The 15,964-nt window shown below is 56.7% G+C and carries 14 protein-coding genes; all 14 read right to left on the minus strand.

Going from position 1 to position 15,964, the window contains the following annotated elements; translation table 11 throughout:
* Nucleotides 1-13: 13 nt before the first annotated feature.
* Complete coding sequence (locus NQZ67_RS05930) at nt 14-1,630, minus strand: response regulator transcription factor (RefSeq protein ID WP_257443675.1); 1,617 nt, start codon at nt 1,628-1,630, stop codon at nt 14-16.
* Nucleotides 1,623-3,449 (minus strand): cache domain-containing sensor histidine kinase, encoded by a 1,827-nt coding sequence (locus NQZ67_RS05935; protein WP_257443676.1) that lies wholly within the window; start codon nt 3,447-3,449, stop codon nt 1,623-1,625. The genes NQZ67_RS05930 and NQZ67_RS05935 overlap by 8 nt, the downstream gene beginning before the upstream one ends.
* 88 nt (nt 3,450-3,537) lie before the next feature.
* Nucleotides 3,538-4,896, minus strand: a complete 1,359-nt coding sequence (locus NQZ67_RS05940) for an ABC transporter substrate-binding protein (RefSeq protein WP_371825275.1) — start codon at nt 4,894-4,896, stop codon at nt 3,538-3,540.
* A 435-nt stretch (nt 4,897-5,331) separates the two neighbouring features.
* Nucleotides 5,332-6,120 (minus strand): carbohydrate ABC transporter permease, encoded by a 789-nt coding sequence (locus NQZ67_RS05945; protein ID WP_257444064.1) that lies wholly within the window; start codon nt 6,118-6,120, stop codon nt 5,332-5,334.
* A 69-nt stretch (nt 6,121-6,189) separates the two neighbouring features.
* Nucleotides 6,190-7,131, minus strand: a complete 942-nt coding sequence (locus NQZ67_RS05950; protein ID WP_257443678.1) for a carbohydrate ABC transporter permease — start codon at nt 7,129-7,131, stop codon at nt 6,190-6,192.
* 512 nt (nt 7,132-7,643) lie between these two features.
* Nucleotides 7,644-9,482 (minus strand): DUF2264 domain-containing protein, encoded by a 1,839-nt coding sequence (locus NQZ67_RS05955; protein WP_257443680.1) that lies wholly within the window; start codon nt 9,480-9,482, stop codon nt 7,644-7,646.
* A 16-nt stretch (nt 9,483-9,498) separates the two neighbouring features.
* Entirely contained in the window at nt 9,499-10,632 is a 1,134-nt protein-coding gene (locus NQZ67_RS05960) for a glycoside hydrolase family 88 protein (protein WP_257443682.1), read from the minus strand.
* Nucleotides 10,633-10,831: 199 nt separating this feature from the next.
* Nucleotides 10,832-11,425: a TetR/AcrR family transcriptional regulator gene (locus tag NQZ67_RS05965; RefSeq protein WP_257443684.1), complete on the minus strand. Its 594-nt coding sequence runs from the start codon at nt 11,423-11,425 to the stop codon at nt 10,832-10,834.
* A gap of 25 nt (nt 11,426-11,450) precedes the next feature.
* Nucleotides 11,451-12,617 (minus strand): YhgE/Pip domain-containing protein, encoded by a 1,167-nt coding sequence (locus NQZ67_RS05970; RefSeq protein WP_257443686.1) that lies wholly within the window; start codon nt 12,615-12,617, stop codon nt 11,451-11,453.
* 150 nt (nt 12,618-12,767) lie between these two features.
* Nucleotides 12,768-13,571 carry a twin-arginine translocase subunit TatC gene (tatC, locus tag NQZ67_RS05975; protein ID WP_257443689.1) on the minus strand — a complete coding sequence of 268 codons (804 nt, stop codon included), beginning with the start codon at nt 13,569-13,571 and terminating at the stop codon, nt 12,768-12,770.
* Between the two features lie 70 nt (nt 13,572-13,641).
* The gene (locus NQZ67_RS05980; RefSeq protein WP_257443693.1) at nt 13,642-13,875 is read right to left on the minus strand and encodes a twin-arginine translocase TatA/TatE family subunit; all 234 of its coding nucleotides are present in this window, start codon (nt 13,873-13,875) and stop codon (nt 13,642-13,644) included.
* 29 nt (nt 13,876-13,904) lie between these two features.
* Nucleotides 13,905-14,951, minus strand: a complete 1,047-nt coding sequence (locus NQZ67_RS05985; RefSeq protein WP_257443696.1) for a molybdopterin-binding protein — start codon at nt 14,949-14,951, stop codon at nt 13,905-13,907.
* Nucleotides 14,948-15,442: a MogA/MoaB family molybdenum cofactor biosynthesis protein gene (locus tag NQZ67_RS05990; RefSeq protein WP_257443697.1), complete on the minus strand. Its 495-nt coding sequence runs from the start codon at nt 15,440-15,442 to the stop codon at nt 14,948-14,950. Before NQZ67_RS05990 ends, NQZ67_RS05985 begins: the two co-directional genes overlap by 4 nt.
* 38 nt (nt 15,443-15,480) lie before the next feature.
* Nucleotides 15,481-15,948, minus strand: coding sequence for a cyclic pyranopterin monophosphate synthase MoaC (moaC, locus tag NQZ67_RS05995; RefSeq protein ID WP_257443700.1), 468 nt, complete (start codon nt 15,946-15,948; stop codon nt 15,481-15,483).
* Nucleotides 15,949-15,964 lie beyond the last annotated feature (16 nt).

Consider the following 15,964-nt stretch of genomic DNA (forward strand, 5'->3'; position numbering starts at 1 on the left):
CATCTCCACTCCCCTATCCTTTGCGAAGCTGACCGCGGAACTCGACCGGCGTGACGCCCGCGAACGTCTTGAACAGCTTGATGAAATAGCTCTGGTTGTCATAGCCGAGAAGCTCGCAGATTTTCCCCACCGGCATCGCGCTGCTCTCGAGCAGCTCCTTCGCCCGGTTCATCTTCATTCTCGTAACATATTCGATGAACGTCTCCCCTGTTTCCTTCTTGAAGAGGCGGCTAAAATAACTCGGATTCATGAACAGCTGCTCCGCCACTTCCTCCAGCGTAATTTTCCGGTCGAGATGCTGCGTGACGAAATGGCAGGCTTCGGCGATTTCCGACCGTTTGCTGGACGCTCCGCCGTACAGATCCGTCGCGATAATGGAAAGGCAATGGCCGATCATCCATTCCTTCAGCTCCGCCATCGTATCCAGCTCGAGCGCTTCGTTCGGGAGAACGTCCGCATTGCCGGCCGACCGGTAATCGAGCACGGATTGCAGCTTGAGGCGCGTATCGAGCAGCATGCGCAGCACCCAATCCTTGACCGCCGGCGGATCGGGCTGGCACTTCTCGATGTCGCCCAGCCAGCCGTCTACGGCGGCGCTTAGCTCCGCTACTTTTTTGCCTACGATCAAATCTCTGAGCTTCTCGCTTGATTTATGGAAATCGCGGTACAAATCGTATGCGCCCGGCGGCTTGCCGGTCGAGCGCCGCACGTCGCCGTTCGTTCGGTAGAACCTCGCGATCTTGTCCTGCTGAACGTGGAGCAAGGAAGCCTTGATCTCCTCCGGCTCCGAGCAGCTATCCCCGATGAGGAACGACATCGTCAGCTTCAGCGACCGGACGGCTTCCTGCAAGCTCCGAAGCAGAATCCGCGTCTCGTCAAAGCCGTTCACTTTAAGCCCGCCTTGGAATGCGGCTAGAATGACGGTCTCCTGGGCGCTGTATTGGAAGTGAACCGCCGACATCCCGGACTGCTGAAGCGTCTCCTCCATGACGTTGTCCACCGCGAAACGCAGCACCTCGTCGGATTGGAAGCGAAGCTTCGCCGCGCGGAAATCGTCGATCAGCCCGATGACGGGAATGATCGTCTCGCCGCCGCGAAGCGACAGTCCGAACCCTTCGAGCTCCGTCCTCCACTTCTCCTTGTCGAGAAGGGGTTGCTGGAGCGTCGTCCGAATGAACTTCTCCTTCATTAGAGAGCGATTCCTGTCGACCAGACGCTCCATGCGCAGCTGCTTCGACTGCTGCTCCCGTTCTTCCTCGAGGCTCGCGATAAACTGCGTCAGCAGCGTCCGGATCTGCGACGGATCCAGCGTATCCTTGAGCAAATAATCCTGCACCTGCAGCTTCATCGCCTGCCTGGCGTATTCGAATTCGCTGTGGCAGGACAGAATCGCCGCGCGCAGGTTGGGCTTCAGCTCTTTTAACTTCGCGACCAATTCCAGCCCGTCCATCTGCGGCATCCCGATATCGGTTATGAGAATGTCCGGCATCTCCGAAGCCGCCGCTTCCAGCGCCCTTGCCCCGTTCTCGTGCATGCCGATCACCTGAAGGCCCAGACGCTCCCAGTCCATCGCGTAATCGATCAGCTCCAGCACGGGATAATCGTCGTCTACGAGCATCACTTTATACATTCGGCTCACCCGCTTTCAGCTTAGGAATCTTGATTGTCATTCTCGTGCCTGCATCCTTCTCGCTTAGGACTTCGATATGGAAGGAATCGCCGTACGTCATTCTCATCCGGTCGCATACGTTCGCCAGTCCGATGCCGGACAACCGGCCGCTGTGATCCGGGCCCGCCACCGGACGCTCTCCCTCTTGATCCAGCTTCTCTCGCAGCCGGGACAAGCTTTCGCTATCCATGCCTTTGCCGTCGTCTTCGATCCGAATCTGGATCTCCTGCGCTGTGGCCAGCGTCGCGATCGTGATCGTTCCCGCTCGCTGGCTGAGCCCGTGAATAAGCGCGTTCTCGATAATCGGCTGCAGGAAGAACCGGGGAACGAGCACCATCAGCGTGTCCGGCTCCGGAGACAGGACAAGCTCCGCTTTCTCCCTCTGCCGCATGTTCATCAGCTTCACGTAATCGGATACGATCGACAGCTCCTCGTGCAGCGGTATCGTATCGTTGCTCTGCGTGATCGTCATGCGAAGCAGCTTGGAGAGCGACGCGATCATCTCCGAGCTGTCCAGATCGCCGCCCCGCATCACCTTCATGCGGATGGAGTTGAGCACATTGAACAGAAAATGCGGATTGATCTGCGCTTGCAGCATCGCAAGCTCCGCCTTGCGCTTCCTCGACTGCGTAATCGTAATTTCCGCGATCATCGTCTTGACCCGGTCGAGCATCTGGTCGAACGACTGGCCGAGATAACCGATCTCGTCGCTTCCCCGTATGTTCGAACGGACCTCGAGATTGCCCCGCTGCACGGTCTCCGCCATCTTGCCCAGCCTCACAAGAGGCTTCGTGAAGTTGCCCAGCAAATATAAGAACAGGAGGAAAAACACGACGAACGACACAAGCTGCAGCACCGCGACGCGGTTAAAAATCGAGTTCAGCTTGAACACCGCTTGCTTGTACGGCGTCAGCGACACGAGCTCCCAGCCGGTCAGCGTCTGCCTCTGCGACGTCAGGATGAAGCTCTCGTCTCCGACGTTGACGATCTCCGATCGGGTCGCCCCGCCTGATGATGAAGCTTGGTAGGGGAAGCTATCGCCGATCTTCTCCTTGTCCGTGTGCGAGATAATGAAGCCGCCGCTGTCCAGCAGCAGCGTCTCCTGACCGCCGGACAACCGCTCGAATATGCCGCTTACCTGCTTCTCCATGATAGTGACGAACACGTACCCGTACGGTTTGACGCCAGCCCGCAGCGTGCGTCCCATCGTCATTTGATAAGGGCTGATCGACGCCTCGAACGGATAAACGGTAGGGGACGTGCCGATCCAGAGCGATTGCATGTTTCTCAGCGAATTCATCTCGGGGAACCACGGCTCCTCCTGCAAGCCCAGCGGATCGAATTCGGAGAGCGGATAGTTCGTATATCTCGTGCCGTCCGTCAGCAGGATCGTTACGTAGGCTCTATCGCCGTGAATCGTCATATTGTCGATTTTGCTCGTGATTTTGGTATAGTCCAGGAATCTTTCGTAATCCGCGTTCGGACCCTCGTACGTCTTCCCGGCCGCGATTTCCTTCAGGACGACGGATATCGAAGAATCGTTCTGCAAGCTGTTCGCGATATAGAGCATATAATCGAACACGTTCGTCACGTAGCCGTCCACGAGCTGAAGCTTCTGGCGGGACTGCTCGATCGCTTCTTCTTTGACCGCGTCTTTGGTCAGCATGTTATAGAGGGCCAGCGTGATGAACGCGGGCACCAAAATGCAGACGACCGCCGTCACCATCAAGCGGAAGCGGAACGATCTGGACCAGAGCCATGGCTTTGGCGGGTTGGGCATGCGAAATTCCTCCGTGGACGAAGTTGGAAAAAAAAGAGGCGCAGATGTTACGCTGCACCCCTTCTTTTGTTACTACAAGTATAGCCCATTATTTATTGGCATCAATAATTTTTTGGACACGGTCGTTCAGAGCTGCGATGGTCTGATCGATATCTTGCTGGTCGTAGATCAGCTTCTCGTACTCTTCGTTGATCACTTTGTATACTTCCGATTGATACGTCACCGGAGGAATGATTTTGGACGATTTCGCGTTCGACAATGTGTTGATCAGCGACGCTTTGTCTACCTTCTCCGGATTTTTGGTGCCGCCTAGGATGATGTCGATGATGCTTGCCATTTGCGATTGGTCGACGCCGTTCCATGCCGGGATGTTTTTGCCTTGCGCGATTTGGCCATCCGTCGTGTACCAGCGGACGAACTTGTAAGCCGCTTCTTTGTTCTTGGAGCTCTCGGCGACGGCCACGTAATCCGTTGTCACCATCGTGTAGCCGCCTTCGTCGGATGCGTTGTTTTTCGGAATCGGCGCTACCGCGACTTCGAAGTTCAGCGGGAATTGATCCGTGCCGCCCAGCTCCGTATTCATCCAGCTACCTATCATGATCATGCCGACTGCTTGGTTGAAGAACTGGTTACGGTAATGCAGCTTCTGGGACAGCATGTCGGTGTAAGGAGTCGCGGACTGGTCCGTTTTCTCCATCTGAACGCGCAGCTCGAGCGTCTTGCGGAACAACGGGTTGTCGAAGTTCATCGTGCCGTCTTCCTTCAGGAATTCCGTGTTGTCCGCCTGGTTCGCCAGCGCCAGCTTCATGAATTCCATCCAGCCGCCGTTCTGCGGGCCGTGGAAATACGTGCCGTACGTTTTGGATGCGCCTTCGCCCGTTGTCAGCGTTTTGGCATAGGTCGTGAAGTCGTCCCATGTCCAGTCCGTCGGCACTTCAAGACCGGCTTCCGCGAGCTTCGTTTTGTTGAGCAGCACGTACCAAGGGTTGAATTTGCCCGGCAGCGCGTACACTTTGCCGTTCAATGTGGTGTCGACTTTGTAGTCTTCGCTTACTTTATAGCCGTCAGCCGTAATGAATTCATCCAGCGGAGCTACCATGCCGAGACCTACGCGCTGCGCATAGGAAGCCGGGTCGGAGAACATGAGCACGTCCATCGCTTCGTTGGAGGATGCCGCCAGATCAAGCTTCTGCAGCGCTTCCTGCGTATCGCCCTTCTCGCTGAGCACGTTGACGTTAACCTTGATGTTCGGATTGGCTTCTTCGAAAGCGGCGATTGTTTTGGTCCAGTTGTACGTGGCTTCGTTGCCGAACGTGTGAAGCTGGATCGTAACCTGCTCGTCCCCCGCTTTTGGCGACTCGCTCGGCGCGGCGGACGAACCGCCGTTGCCGCTGTTGGTACCTCCGTTATTTCCCCCGTTGTTTCCTGCGCAGCCCGTCAGCGCCATAACCGCGGACAAAGCGAGTACGAAAAACGCTTTTTTCCCTTTAAACATCTGTAACCCTCCCTGATTGTATTTCTACTATACAATAGAAACCCGGATCCATCGCTCTTTTCCGTTGTATCCGCTTTCTTGATCTCATTGTAGCAACCGCGTACAGCCACTCTATACCACAATATTGACCACAAATGCGATTATTTTTACCACATGAAATTCCTTGAATATCTGCAAATATCAGATATTCGGAATTTCATTGGCGATAGAACCTACCTTTGAAGCGCGGTCGCTCCTCTTCGAATTACTTCGATCTGGTTCTATCACCACATAACTAATTCCATTGGCGATACCTACCTTTGCTTACGAAGCTGGTTTGCTCCGCAAACCTGGAGGTCGCCCATCCTCGAATTACATCGATCCGGTTCTATCACCACTTGTCACCCGTTATCCCTTCACCCCGCCAAGCGCGATCCCCTCGATAACGCTCTTCTGGCCGATGATGAACACGATGAGCAGAGGCAGAATCGCGGATACGGCCGCCGCCATCATTAGCGAGTAGAACTCGCCGTTAATCGTCGTGAACTTCTGCATCGCGAGCTGGATCGTGTAGAGCGCGTCGGTGCGCAGGAAGATGAGCGGGTTCTGGTAATCGTTCCAAGTCCAGATGAAGCGAAGAATCGCATAAGTCGCAATGGCCGGCCGAACGAGCGGGAACGCGATTTTCCAGAAAATGCGCCAGTGGCCTGCTCCGTCGATTTTCGCGGATTCGATAAACTCATTGTGAATGCCCATGAAGAACTGTCGCAACATGAACGTTCCGAGTACGCTGAAGCTGCCCAGCAGGATCAATCCGAGATGACTGTCGAACAATTGAATCTGCCGGTACAGAATGAACTGCGGCACCAGAATCGCTTGCTGCGGAATCATGTACGTGGCGAGTACAATCAGGAACAAATATTTGCTCGCCGCGAACTGGATTTTGGAGAAGCCGTAGGCAGCCAGCGCGGATACGGCGCAAGAGATGACGGTCGTTAGCACGGTTACCTTGACGGTGTTCCAATAATATTTGTAGAACGGGAACTTGCCCACCCATACTTCCTTGTAGTTCTCGATGACATGCCATTGCGACGGAATCCACTTGATCGGATAAGCGAATACCTCCGCTTCGATCTTGAACGATGCCGACAGCATCCAGAGGAAAGGCATAAGGAATAAGACGCTTATGGCGAACATGATGGCCGTCAGAATGCCTTTGCGCACTTTCGCGGTTCGTGTAGTCGTGGTCACGTTCGACTCTCCTTTCTAGTAGTTCACCCATTTTTTCTGTCCGACCCACTGCAGCAGCGTAATCGCGAGCACGCAGAAGAACAAGACGACCGCCATAGAGGAGGCTGGACCAATCTTCAGGTTCACGAAAGCCGTTTCGTACAAATTCCATACGATCATCGTCGTGGAGTTGAGCGGCCCGCCTTTGGTCAGGACGGCGATCAGGTCGAACACCTTGAAGGTCGAGATAATGCCGGTAACAAGCAGGAAGAAGGTCGTGGACGACAGCTGCGGGAACGTGATGCTTTTGAATTTGACCCAAGTACCCGCGCCGTCAATCTCCGCCGCTTCATACAGGTCCTTCGGAATCGACTGCAAGCCGGCGATATAGACGATCATATTGAAGCCGATGGCGGTCCAGACCGCGATCATCATGAGCGACGGAAGCGCGAACTTCGGATCGGCGATCCATTTCGGCGGATTATCGATGCCGAGCGACATCAGCGCCTGGTTCACCGGGCCGGCCGAAGGGTGGAACAGCACCTGCCATACGATCGCCACCGCGACGATACTGGAGATATAAGGCATGAAGTAAGCGACTTTGAAAAAGCTCTTCATATAGACATGCTTGTCGATCACGATCGCAAGAAACATAGAGATGGCCAAGTAGATCGGGACGGCCAGCAGGAACAACGCATTGTTGCGCATCGACTTCAGAAACTTGTCGTCCTGGAACAACGCCTCGAAGTTGTCGAAGCCAATAAATTTAATATCTTGAATGCCCGCCACGAAATTCCATTCGGCGAGCGACAATAAGAAGGTCGCGATAATCGGAATCAGCGTTAATATGGTAACCCCGATCAGCATCGGACCGATAAACAGGAAGCCCGCGATCGTCTCTTTCGTCTGCAGGCGGCTGCCTCTGCGCTTCGGCCTTGCAGCCGGCACGGCCCCCGTCGCCGTCTTCGTTGTTTGCATCTCTTCCTCACCTCTTGTCGTTGTCATACCTGTATTATAGGGAACAACCACTCCGATTCTTTAACGCTATTTTGATTGGCTATGCCGTTATTTTGACTTTCTTGGAGGGGGGAGCGCGAACGGTCGGAAAATAGAGAGTGATACGGAGGAGCTCCGCTAGAGTGAACATCGTGCTTGGCGCCTTAACGGAACGGAGAGACGTTATTCATCGGAAAATGAGGCTTTTGGGAGGGCTAGCGGAACTGTGCGCCTTTATTCCTTGCTTTTGGTATGGATTCTTCGCGAAAACCGGCCAATAACGGCGCTCAGTTCCCTTACGAACAAAAAAACGCTTGTTTGCGCGAAATAGGGTCATCCAGTTCCGTTACGATAACCACTCATCCGCTATAAACGAAAAGAGGTACAGCCTCCTCCATCATCTTGAGGGCTGTACCTTCCTTTTGTTCAAGCTGTCCGTTACAGCGCCCTTTCGGCTCGCCGGACAGAGACAGCTTCAATGCAATAGAGCTAAGCTAGCGGCTATCGGCTTGCAGCTGCAACAGCACAACCCCGCCGTCCCGCACGATGAGCTCGCCGTCCCGCCATTCCGCGCGGGGAGGCGAGCTCCAGCCGCCATCCGCCAAGCTTCGCGCGGCGGGCTCGCCGTATACCGCGCTGACAAGCCAGGTCACGCCGGGCGCCAGGCTTGCCGTCAAGGTAGGCAGAATCGTTCGCGGATGAAGCAGATTCGTATTCGCGTTAGGCAGAACGAGCTTGCTTCCGCTCCATCCGTGCAGCGAGACGACTCCGCTAATCCCCGTCTCGGTGACCGCGGCCGCCCGTCCATCCTGGTGCTCCGTCTGCCATGCGCGGTCGATCCCCGCCGCGAATCCCCCGTCCGCCGCGTCCAGCCTGCGCTTCGACTCGATCCGGTGTACCCGGACATGCCAAGGCAATCCCGCCGCAAGCCAGGTTCTCACCTCGACATCCGGCCAAGGCAGCCACCGCATGAAGAGGACGCCGTCCTTGATCGCGTGCTCTTCGATCCTCCGTTTCACTCGGTACAGGTTGTCCCCCTCTTCGCTTAGGGCCAGCATGGAATCGTACGCCCCTTGCGCGAGTCCCCATTCCGCGCGCGGCACGCTGAAGCCGAACGCCGTGGAATAGACGAACTTCTCGTATTTGGGCGCGACATGCGTATGCTCGTTGCTCGTCCGGCAGCCGGCGTTGAAGGCCGCGACATGGTTTCCCGACCGATGCAGCAGCATGCGCGGCGAAGCCATCGCCCGGATTGCGTCAAGCTTTGGCAGCGGCTCTTCCTCCGCCAGCCAGAATGGATGATCGTCCGCGAGCGCAAGCGGCAGGAAGGACTTGAGCGCCCAATAAGGCGAGCCCGGCGCATTGTAGTTTTCGGCCATCACCAGATTCGGATAAGCATAGCCGATGGACAGCGTTCCGTCTCCATGGAATATCGGCTGGGCGAGCCACCAGCGCATGTTGCGCAGCAGCAAGCCTTTCATCACGCCCAGCGGCAGCGCCTCCACCCCTGCATAGACGAGCGCCCCCCAGAAGGCGGACTGCGAGAACCGGTACGCCATGCTTCGTCCGTACGGCAGCGCCGCGCCGTCCTCCGCGAACCAGTACAGGAAATCGCGGGCGAACAACGCCGCTCTTTCCTTATAACGAGCGGAACGCTCCGGATCCTCCCGCTCCATCTCGACCGCATAGATCAACCCATAGAAATGAAGCGCGAACGGGCCGTAATAATCGCAATGCGCGTCGATCCCGTCCTGGTACCAGCCATCCTCCATGTAGAACCGCTCGATGCGCTCCAGGTTGCGCTCCATCCGCTCCCGATCGTAGGGCAAACCCGCCTTCTTAAACCCGAGGCTGACCATAACCTGAAAAAACAGCCAGTTGCAGTCCCACGCCTCGCGATCGTTGATTGGCTTCAGCCATTCGTATAAACGCCGCTTCTCCTCCGCCGCCAGAGGCTCCCATAGCTGATCCGCCGCAAGCGTCAGGGCGAAGCCGAATGCAGCCATCTCCACCAGCAGCTGGTCGTAGTCGGCCACCTCTCCCCAATAGTCCTCGTGCTCCGGGTTCGCCCCGTGCCGGAAACCATCGATCGCGAATAGCCGCAGCTCGCTGTCCCCTCCGCCTGCCAGCAGCGGGACGAGTCCCCATAGGACGCGGGAGAAGCCTTCCGTCTCCGCCTTGGCGTGCGAATAGGAGGCGCCGGCCGCGCCGAGGCGCAGCCTTCCCCGTCCTTCGCTGTAATGCGGGATTAACGGCCGGACCAGCTGATCGAGCGCGTTCGCCAAATCCTGCTTCGTCCGCAGCGGATTGCTTCGCAGCTCTTCTCTAATCATGGCTCCGTTCCTCCTCTTACCAGAACAGCTCGCCGTGCTTCAGCAGCCGCGAGATGCCCTCCGCGAAGAAATAATCGCCATAGATAAGCGGCACGTCGATATTTCTCCCTTCCGGATAATGGCTCGTGCCGTGCAGGATGAGTCCTTCCTCGTCCTCCCGGTCCCATGCGCCGTACTCGGCGTACAACGCATGCAGCATCCGCTCCGCCTCCTGCCGGTACAGGCCGCTCTCCGTCCCGTCCACAAGCTCCGAGATGAGCAGCAAGCCGCAAGCCGCGCAAGCGCCCGCCGAAGAATCCCGGTAGCGCGTTATTTCGGCCGGCAGACGGAAATCCCAATGCGGCACGCGGTCTTCCGGCAGATTCGCGATGAGGAAATGCGCCGCCCGCTTCGCGGCCTCCAAGTAACGCGTTTCACCCGTATGCTTGTAGCTGAGCGCCATGCCATAGATCGCCCATGCTGTGCCGCGGGACCAAGCGGAATTCGGAGCGAAGCCTTGGCCGCCGTTCACGCCGACCTTCTCGCCCGTGTCCGGATCGAAGATGACGATATGGTTCACGGAGCCGTCCGGACGGATGAAATGCTCCAGCACGGTATCCGCATGCTCCATCGCGACATGCTTGAAGCGCGGGTCGCCGGACGTTTCGGATGCCCAGTATAGCAGCGGCAGGTTCATCGCGCAGTCGATGATCGCCCAGCCCGAATTGTTTTCGCCCGGACGCCAAGGGTTCCACGCGCGGATGTAACGGCCTTTCACGTTGAAGCGGCCGACAAGCAAATTCGCGGCCAGCATGGCGCGCCGTCTCGAAGCGTCGTCGCCGAGCAGCTTGTGCCGCGCAACGCTTGTCAGCTGCCACATGAAGCCCATGTCGTGATCCAGCTTATCGTACTCCGACATCACGGTATCCAGCTGCTTCTCGCAGCTCTCCGCGTAGCCTTTCAGCCTCTCGTCGTTCGTATCGCGATAGACGAGCCATAACAGCCCCGGCCAGAAGCCGGCCGTCCACCAATGAGCGGGCTCAAGCACGTATTCGCCGTTCACGCTCGCATGCGGGAAGCGGTCCTCGATCCGCCGGCTCGTTCTTGTTACCTTGCGCACAATTTGTTCCCACGCCTGTTGCGGCCAATCCGTCTGAGTCGGTACTGCCATCACTATCCCATCCTTTATTATCTATTTGCCGAGATTGTAAACGCTTAACTGGTATTATAGGCAAGCCCTCCATCCGATTCATAACACTATTTTTATCAGTTTTACGCTAATCCTGACTTTTTTGGCGAATCCCAGCGCGCCAAGCGTCCAAACACGACAAAGCCCGGGCGTCCTGCGCCCGGGCTTCATTGATCTGCACTTACTCCCCGCTATACTGAAGACCATGCAAAATATATTCGGTCATATCCTCAATCGTCGCCTCTACGTCTGACGTATCTTCCTCCAGAAGCACCTTCCAATATTCCTGGTGGCGGTGGAACAGCAGCGTGCCCGCGACCGACATAAACGCCGTGTCCAGCGAACGGAATTGAAACAAACCATGCTCCCGTCCTTCCGCGATCCACTTCCGCAGCAGGCGCCACATCGGCATGACATGCTCCCGGATCTTCTGAATACGAGGCGAATTCATGCTGATTTCCTGCTGAATAATGCTAATCATTTGCGGGTCCGACAGCCGGTAAAGCGTCACCTCGCGAATAACCAGCTTCACCCCTATCACTGGCGGCATGTTCGGATCGACGGACGATAGCTGGGCATTCGGGATAAAAGCTTCGAATAACGCTCCGAACAAATTATCTTTGCCGCCGAAGTGGTACGAGACCATCGCGATGTTGACGCCCGCTTCCTCGCATATTTGCCGAATCGTTGTTCCGTCGAAGCCTTGCACAGCAAACAGCTTTTTCGCCGACAGCAAAATTTTTGTCTTGATGTCTGTCTCGTCCGTCATCGTCATGAGCTACCTCCAGTTTGTTTCGTTCCTACTTCGATTGATGGCTCGCAATCGCGGCTTGCGGCTGCTGAACCGGCTTGCTGCTTTTGAACAAAACCGCCGCCGCGCTGACCGCGATCGCAACCGCTCCAATTAATGCAAGCATCCCTGCATCGGATCCTACGCCAGGTCCTCCGAACAGGATGTTCATGTTGCCGTCTACCGCGTAAGTCGCCGGCAGCGCGGCTCCAAGTCCCGTATAGAACTCGCTCAGCAGCTCGCGAGGCACGATCGCGCCGGACGAGACGAGCTGGGCCGACAATAGGATAATATTGAACAGCATACCCGCCATTCCGAACAAATACAAGAAGGATTGAGAGACGAACATGAACACGAGCAGGAACAGCAGCTGGAAGCCCCACAGGTGCAGGAAGCCCTGCTCCACCTGTCCGCCCAAGCTGACGAGCAGCGTCGAGCCTACGAGCGAGACGAGCACCGCAGCCGCGACGTTGATGACGCTGCGCGCCGCGAAGCGTCTCCACTTGCTTGTCTGCGAAGCGATCGCCAGCGAGGATTGCTCCAGGTTCATGCCCATGATCATCGCGCCGACATACGAGGCGAGCACCATCATCATCGGCACCATCTGGTTGTTCATCCCTTCAACGACGTTGGTGGACTGCACTTTCGACGTTACCCGCTCCGACAGGCTGGCCGATACGGCCGCCGCCTGCTCTGCCGGCACGTTCGCGCCGGCAAGCGTCTGCTGCACGCCCATCGCTACAGCCTGCTTGTTGACCTCCGCCGTTATTTGCGTAGCCGCGCCGCTCATGATGCTTTTAATTAGGGCCGGATTCGATTCGTTAATCAAATAATCGATGCTGCCCGTTCCGGCCGCGTCCGCCGCCTTCTGCGAGAAATCGGCCGGAATATGCACGACCATCTGCAGCTCCCTCTCGTCCAGCTCCGCCTTCGCCGCTTCTAACGATTCGGATTGTACCATATCGAACGGCAGGCTCTCCAGCAAATTGGTGGCAATCGCTTGGCCCATGCCCGCGTCCTCATTGACAACCGCGATTCGGAGCTGATCCGTCCGGTCCGTCACGCCGTCATATCCCGTCATCCAAATGACGGAAAAAATAATTTGAAACATAAATGCCGTAATAATCCCGACCCAAGTGGTCGGCCTCTTCATAAAAGCCTGCAGCGCATCTCTCATCCGTATCTCTCCTATCTCTATTAAACGCTTGTTTAAAACAACTGTTTAAATTATGCTCTCATAAACCGCTCCTGTCAACCGTCTTCTTGCTTCTTAACCAAACAAAAAAAAATCCGTCTCTCGACAGATTTTTTGCAACTGCTTATGAAGTTAAGCTTCGCCCGCCGCTGCCAGCTTGGCATCCGCCGCTTGCTGCTTCTTGTAGACGATGTCCGACAGAAACAAGCTCAGTTCGTACAACGCGACGAGCGGAATGATGACCAACACGTCCGAAATAAAGTCAGGCGGGGTTACCATGACGCCGATCGCCGCCAGAATGAAATAAGCCAGCTTACGCATCTTGCGCAGCCGCTGCGGATTAATAATCCGGATGGCTGTCAGGAACATGAGCGCCAGCGGAAGCTCGAACAGCAGCGAGATCGGAATCAGGATGCTGAACAGGAACGTAAAGTACTGCACGATGCCGTACGTTTCCTCGAGATGCAGCTGCTGCGCGATCGTGCGCGTGAAGCCGAAGGCCAGCGGGAATACGACAAAATAAGAAAACGCCAGGCCGATCAGGAACATGATCAGCGCAAACGGCACGTATTTGAGCGTCGAACGCTGCTCGATCGGCCGCAGCGCGGGCTTCACGAACGCCCACAGCTGATACGCGGTGAACGGCAAGGTTATAACTAGCGCGATCACGAGCGCGATCTTCATGTACATGCCGATGCCGTCCCAGAGCGAGAACGTGTGAAGCTTCAGCGTATCCGCGGGCGGCTGGCTCATTAAGAAGTTGTACGCCGGCTGGGCAACGGTAAGACCGAGCACCAGCCCTGCCGTAAGAACAATCATGACATAGATAAGCCGTTTACGCAGCTCGCCCAGGTGCTCCAGAAGCGGCATCAAGCCTTCCTCCCGAAGCAGCCCCTTCCCTGACGCCGCGGATCGGTCCGTCTTTTCATTCGCCATTTCCAATGCTGCTCCTTTCCTCTTAGAGGTAGTTCAGTAAGTCCGCCGCGCAAGAAAAAAGCGGACCCGATTAATCCGGCAGCCGCTTGTTTTCCTTCTCGCTATGTTCCGCGCGGTTCACTTCGATCCGATTCTTCTCGGAGTCCTTCCGATCGTCGTCGTCCATGATCTCGCGAGCGCCGGATTTGAATTCCCGCAGCGTTTTGCCGAACGCCCGTCCGAGCTCGGGCAGCTTACTCGGTCCGAACAGCAGCAATGCCAGCAGCACGAGCAAGACTATGCCCCCTGCACCAATTCCACTCATAGGTATGCCTCCACATCTTTTGCACGGGTTTAGCAGCCAAGCAGACCGCCGTACCCTAATTCGATAATATCTTCGCGCGTAATCCGGTCGCCTGCCAATATTCTAGGCAGCAGGGCGTCGAATGACGTATAAGGATCATGCATGACGCAGCCGGGCAATCCCATAATCGGCACGTCGCCGAGATAGCCCATAAGCAGCATCGATCCCGGGAGCATCGGCGTTCCGTAGCTGACGATCTCCGCTCCGGCCGCGCCAATCGCGCCCGGCGTGCGATCATCCGGATCGACCGACATTCCGCCTGTTACTAGTATCATATCATAGCCTTGGCCCAGCAAATAGAGGATTTCCTTGACAATTGTTTGTCGATCGTCGGGCGCGAAGCGCTGCTCCGCCACCTCGGAGCCGAATGCGGCAAGCTTAGCCGCTACGGCCGGACCGAATTTATCCTGAATCCTGCCGTTAAACACCTCGCTGCCGGTCGTCAGCAGGCCCGCCCGCACCTTCCTAAGTGGCCTAACGCGGATCGGCGCCGCTTCGTTCTCGCTCCGGTGCTGTCTGGCGATCGCCTCGGCTTGCTCCACCTTCGAGCGGGGCACGACGAGCGGAATCGCCCTTGTTGCTGCGATTGCCGCTCCCGGCTGCACGACCGTGTTCGTCTTGACCGTTGCAAGAGCGATCTCGCCAAGCCGGTTAATCGCTTCGACAACGCCGCGATCGATCTGGGCGAGGCCGAGTATCGGCGATTTGATACTTACTTTGCCCTCATGAGGCTCGGACAACAGGAGATCGTTATCCGCAAGCGCGCCGGCCATACGAGCCGCCGCGTCGTCTTCGTGCAGATCGAGATCCCCGAGCTCCATGATATAGATATGCTCTTTGCCGATGTCGAGCAAGCTCGGAATATCCTCTTCCGTAATCAGATGCCCCCGCTTGAAGAGGCGGCCCTTGAACTCCCCCGGCACGATGCGGGTCAGGTCATGCGCCAGACGAAGACCAATCGCCTCGCGGACCGGCACTTCCTTCAGGCTAGTTGATGAGCCGCTTCCTTGGTTTCCATCTATTTCCGCGCCATTCATCCGTTATGCTCCCCCAGCTGCCCCGACAATATGCCAAGCGCGTGAGGCAGTTGGTCCATGATCGCCATCAAGCTTTCATGCACGCCCTTCGGGCTTCCCGGGAGGTTGACGATGAGCGAGCTGCCCCGGATGCCGCATACGCCTCTGGACAGCATCGCGCGCCTGGTCTTCTGCAAGGCGCCCATTCTCATGGCTTCCGCTAAGCCCGGCACCTGGCGGTCAATGACCTTAAGCGTGGCCTCGGGCGTAATATCCCTCGGCGCCAGCCCCGTTCCGCCGGTCGTCAGCACGAGATCCGCCTGATAATATTCCGTCATCTCGATGATGGCGGCCATAATCTCGTCCTGCTCGTCCGGCACGATGCGATAATCCACGATAACGCCGCCCAGCTCTTCCTCGACCAGCTCCCGGATGACCTGCGCGCTTGTATCCTCGCGTTCTCCGCGCGAGCCTTTGTCACTTGCCGTCAATAAAGCAACCTTCCACTGCATGTCCCTTTCCTCCCGTCTCGATTCCCATCTTGGGGTTTCTATCGCTGGTAATCCCCGCTCTTGCCTCCCGTCTTCGCCATGAGCTGAGTCGGTCCGATGACCATATCCTTCTGCAGAGCCTTGCACATATCGTAAACGGTAAGCGCCGCGGCGGATACCGCCGTGAGCGCCTCCATCTCTACTCCCGTCTTCCCTTTGGTTTTTACGGTTCCTTCTATATATAGCTCGTCCGCCTTGTTATCGGTGAACGCAATATTAATTCCCGTCAGCGCGAGCGGATGGCACATCGGAATCCAATCCGACGTTTTTTTGGCGGCCATGATGCCCGCAACCTGGGCAACGGCAAGCACGTCGCCTTTACCGATCTTGCCTTCCTTGATCTTCGCCAGCGTCTCGGGATTCATTCTGACCGTCGTCTGGGCGGTCGCCTCCCGAACGGTAATCTCTTTGTCCGAGATATCGACCATGCGGGCCCTGCCCTGTTCATTGAAATGGGTAAGCTCCATCCATACCGCCCCTTTC

The sequence above is a fragment of the Paenibacillus soyae genome, from assembly GCF_024623455.1.
GTDB classification, from domain to species: domain Bacteria; phylum Bacillota; class Bacilli; order Paenibacillales; family Paenibacillaceae; genus Pristimantibacillus; species Pristimantibacillus soyae.

Coding starts and splice junctions, on each gene's coding strand:
- NQZ67_RS05930 (WP_257443675.1), bottom strand. CDS start 1,630: ATGTATAAAGTGATGCTCGTAGACGACGATTATCCCGTGCTGGAGCTG.
- NQZ67_RS05935 (WP_257443676.1), bottom strand. CDS start 3,449: ATGCCCAACCCGCCAAAGCCATGGCTCTGGTCCAGATCGTTCCGCTTC.
- NQZ67_RS05940 (WP_371825275.1), bottom strand. CDS start 4,896: ATGGCGCTGACGGGCTGCGCAGGAAACAACGGGGGAAATAACGGAGGT.
- NQZ67_RS05945 (WP_257444064.1), bottom strand. CDS start 6,120: ATGTTCGCCATAAGCGTCTTATTCCTTATGCCTTTCCTCTGGATGCTG.
- NQZ67_RS05950 (WP_257443678.1), bottom strand. CDS start 7,131: ATGCAAACAACGAAGACGGCGACGGGGGCCGTGCCGGCTGCAAGGCCG.
- NQZ67_RS05955 (WP_257443680.1), bottom strand. CDS start 9,482: ATGATTAGAGAAGAGCTGCGAAGCAATCCGCTGCGGACGAAGCAGGAT.
- NQZ67_RS05960 (WP_257443682.1), bottom strand. CDS start 10,632: ATGGCAGTACCGACTCAGACGGATTGGCCGCAACAGGCGTGGGAACAA.
- NQZ67_RS05965 (WP_257443684.1), bottom strand. CDS start 11,425: ATGACGATGACGGACGAGACAGACATCAAGACAAAAATTTTGCTGTCG.
- NQZ67_RS05970 (WP_257443686.1), bottom strand. CDS start 12,617: ATGAGAGATGCGCTGCAGGCTTTTATGAAGAGGCCGACCACTTGGGTC.
- tatC (WP_257443689.1), bottom strand. CDS start 13,571: ATGGCGAATGAAAAGACGGACCGATCCGCGGCGTCAGGGAAGGGGCTG.
- NQZ67_RS05980 (WP_257443693.1), bottom strand. CDS start 13,875: ATGAGTGGAATTGGTGCAGGGGGCATAGTCTTGCTCGTGCTGCTGGCA.
- NQZ67_RS05985 (WP_257443696.1), bottom strand. CDS start 14,951: ATGAATGGCGCGGAAATAGATGGAAACCAAGGAAGCGGCTCATCAACT.
- NQZ67_RS05990 (WP_257443697.1), bottom strand. CDS start 15,442: ATGCAGTGGAAGGTTGCTTTATTGACGGCAAGTGACAAAGGCTCGCGC.
- moaC (WP_257443700.1), bottom strand. CDS start 15,948: ATGGAGCTTACCCATTTCAATGAACAGGGCAGGGCCCGCATGGTCGAT.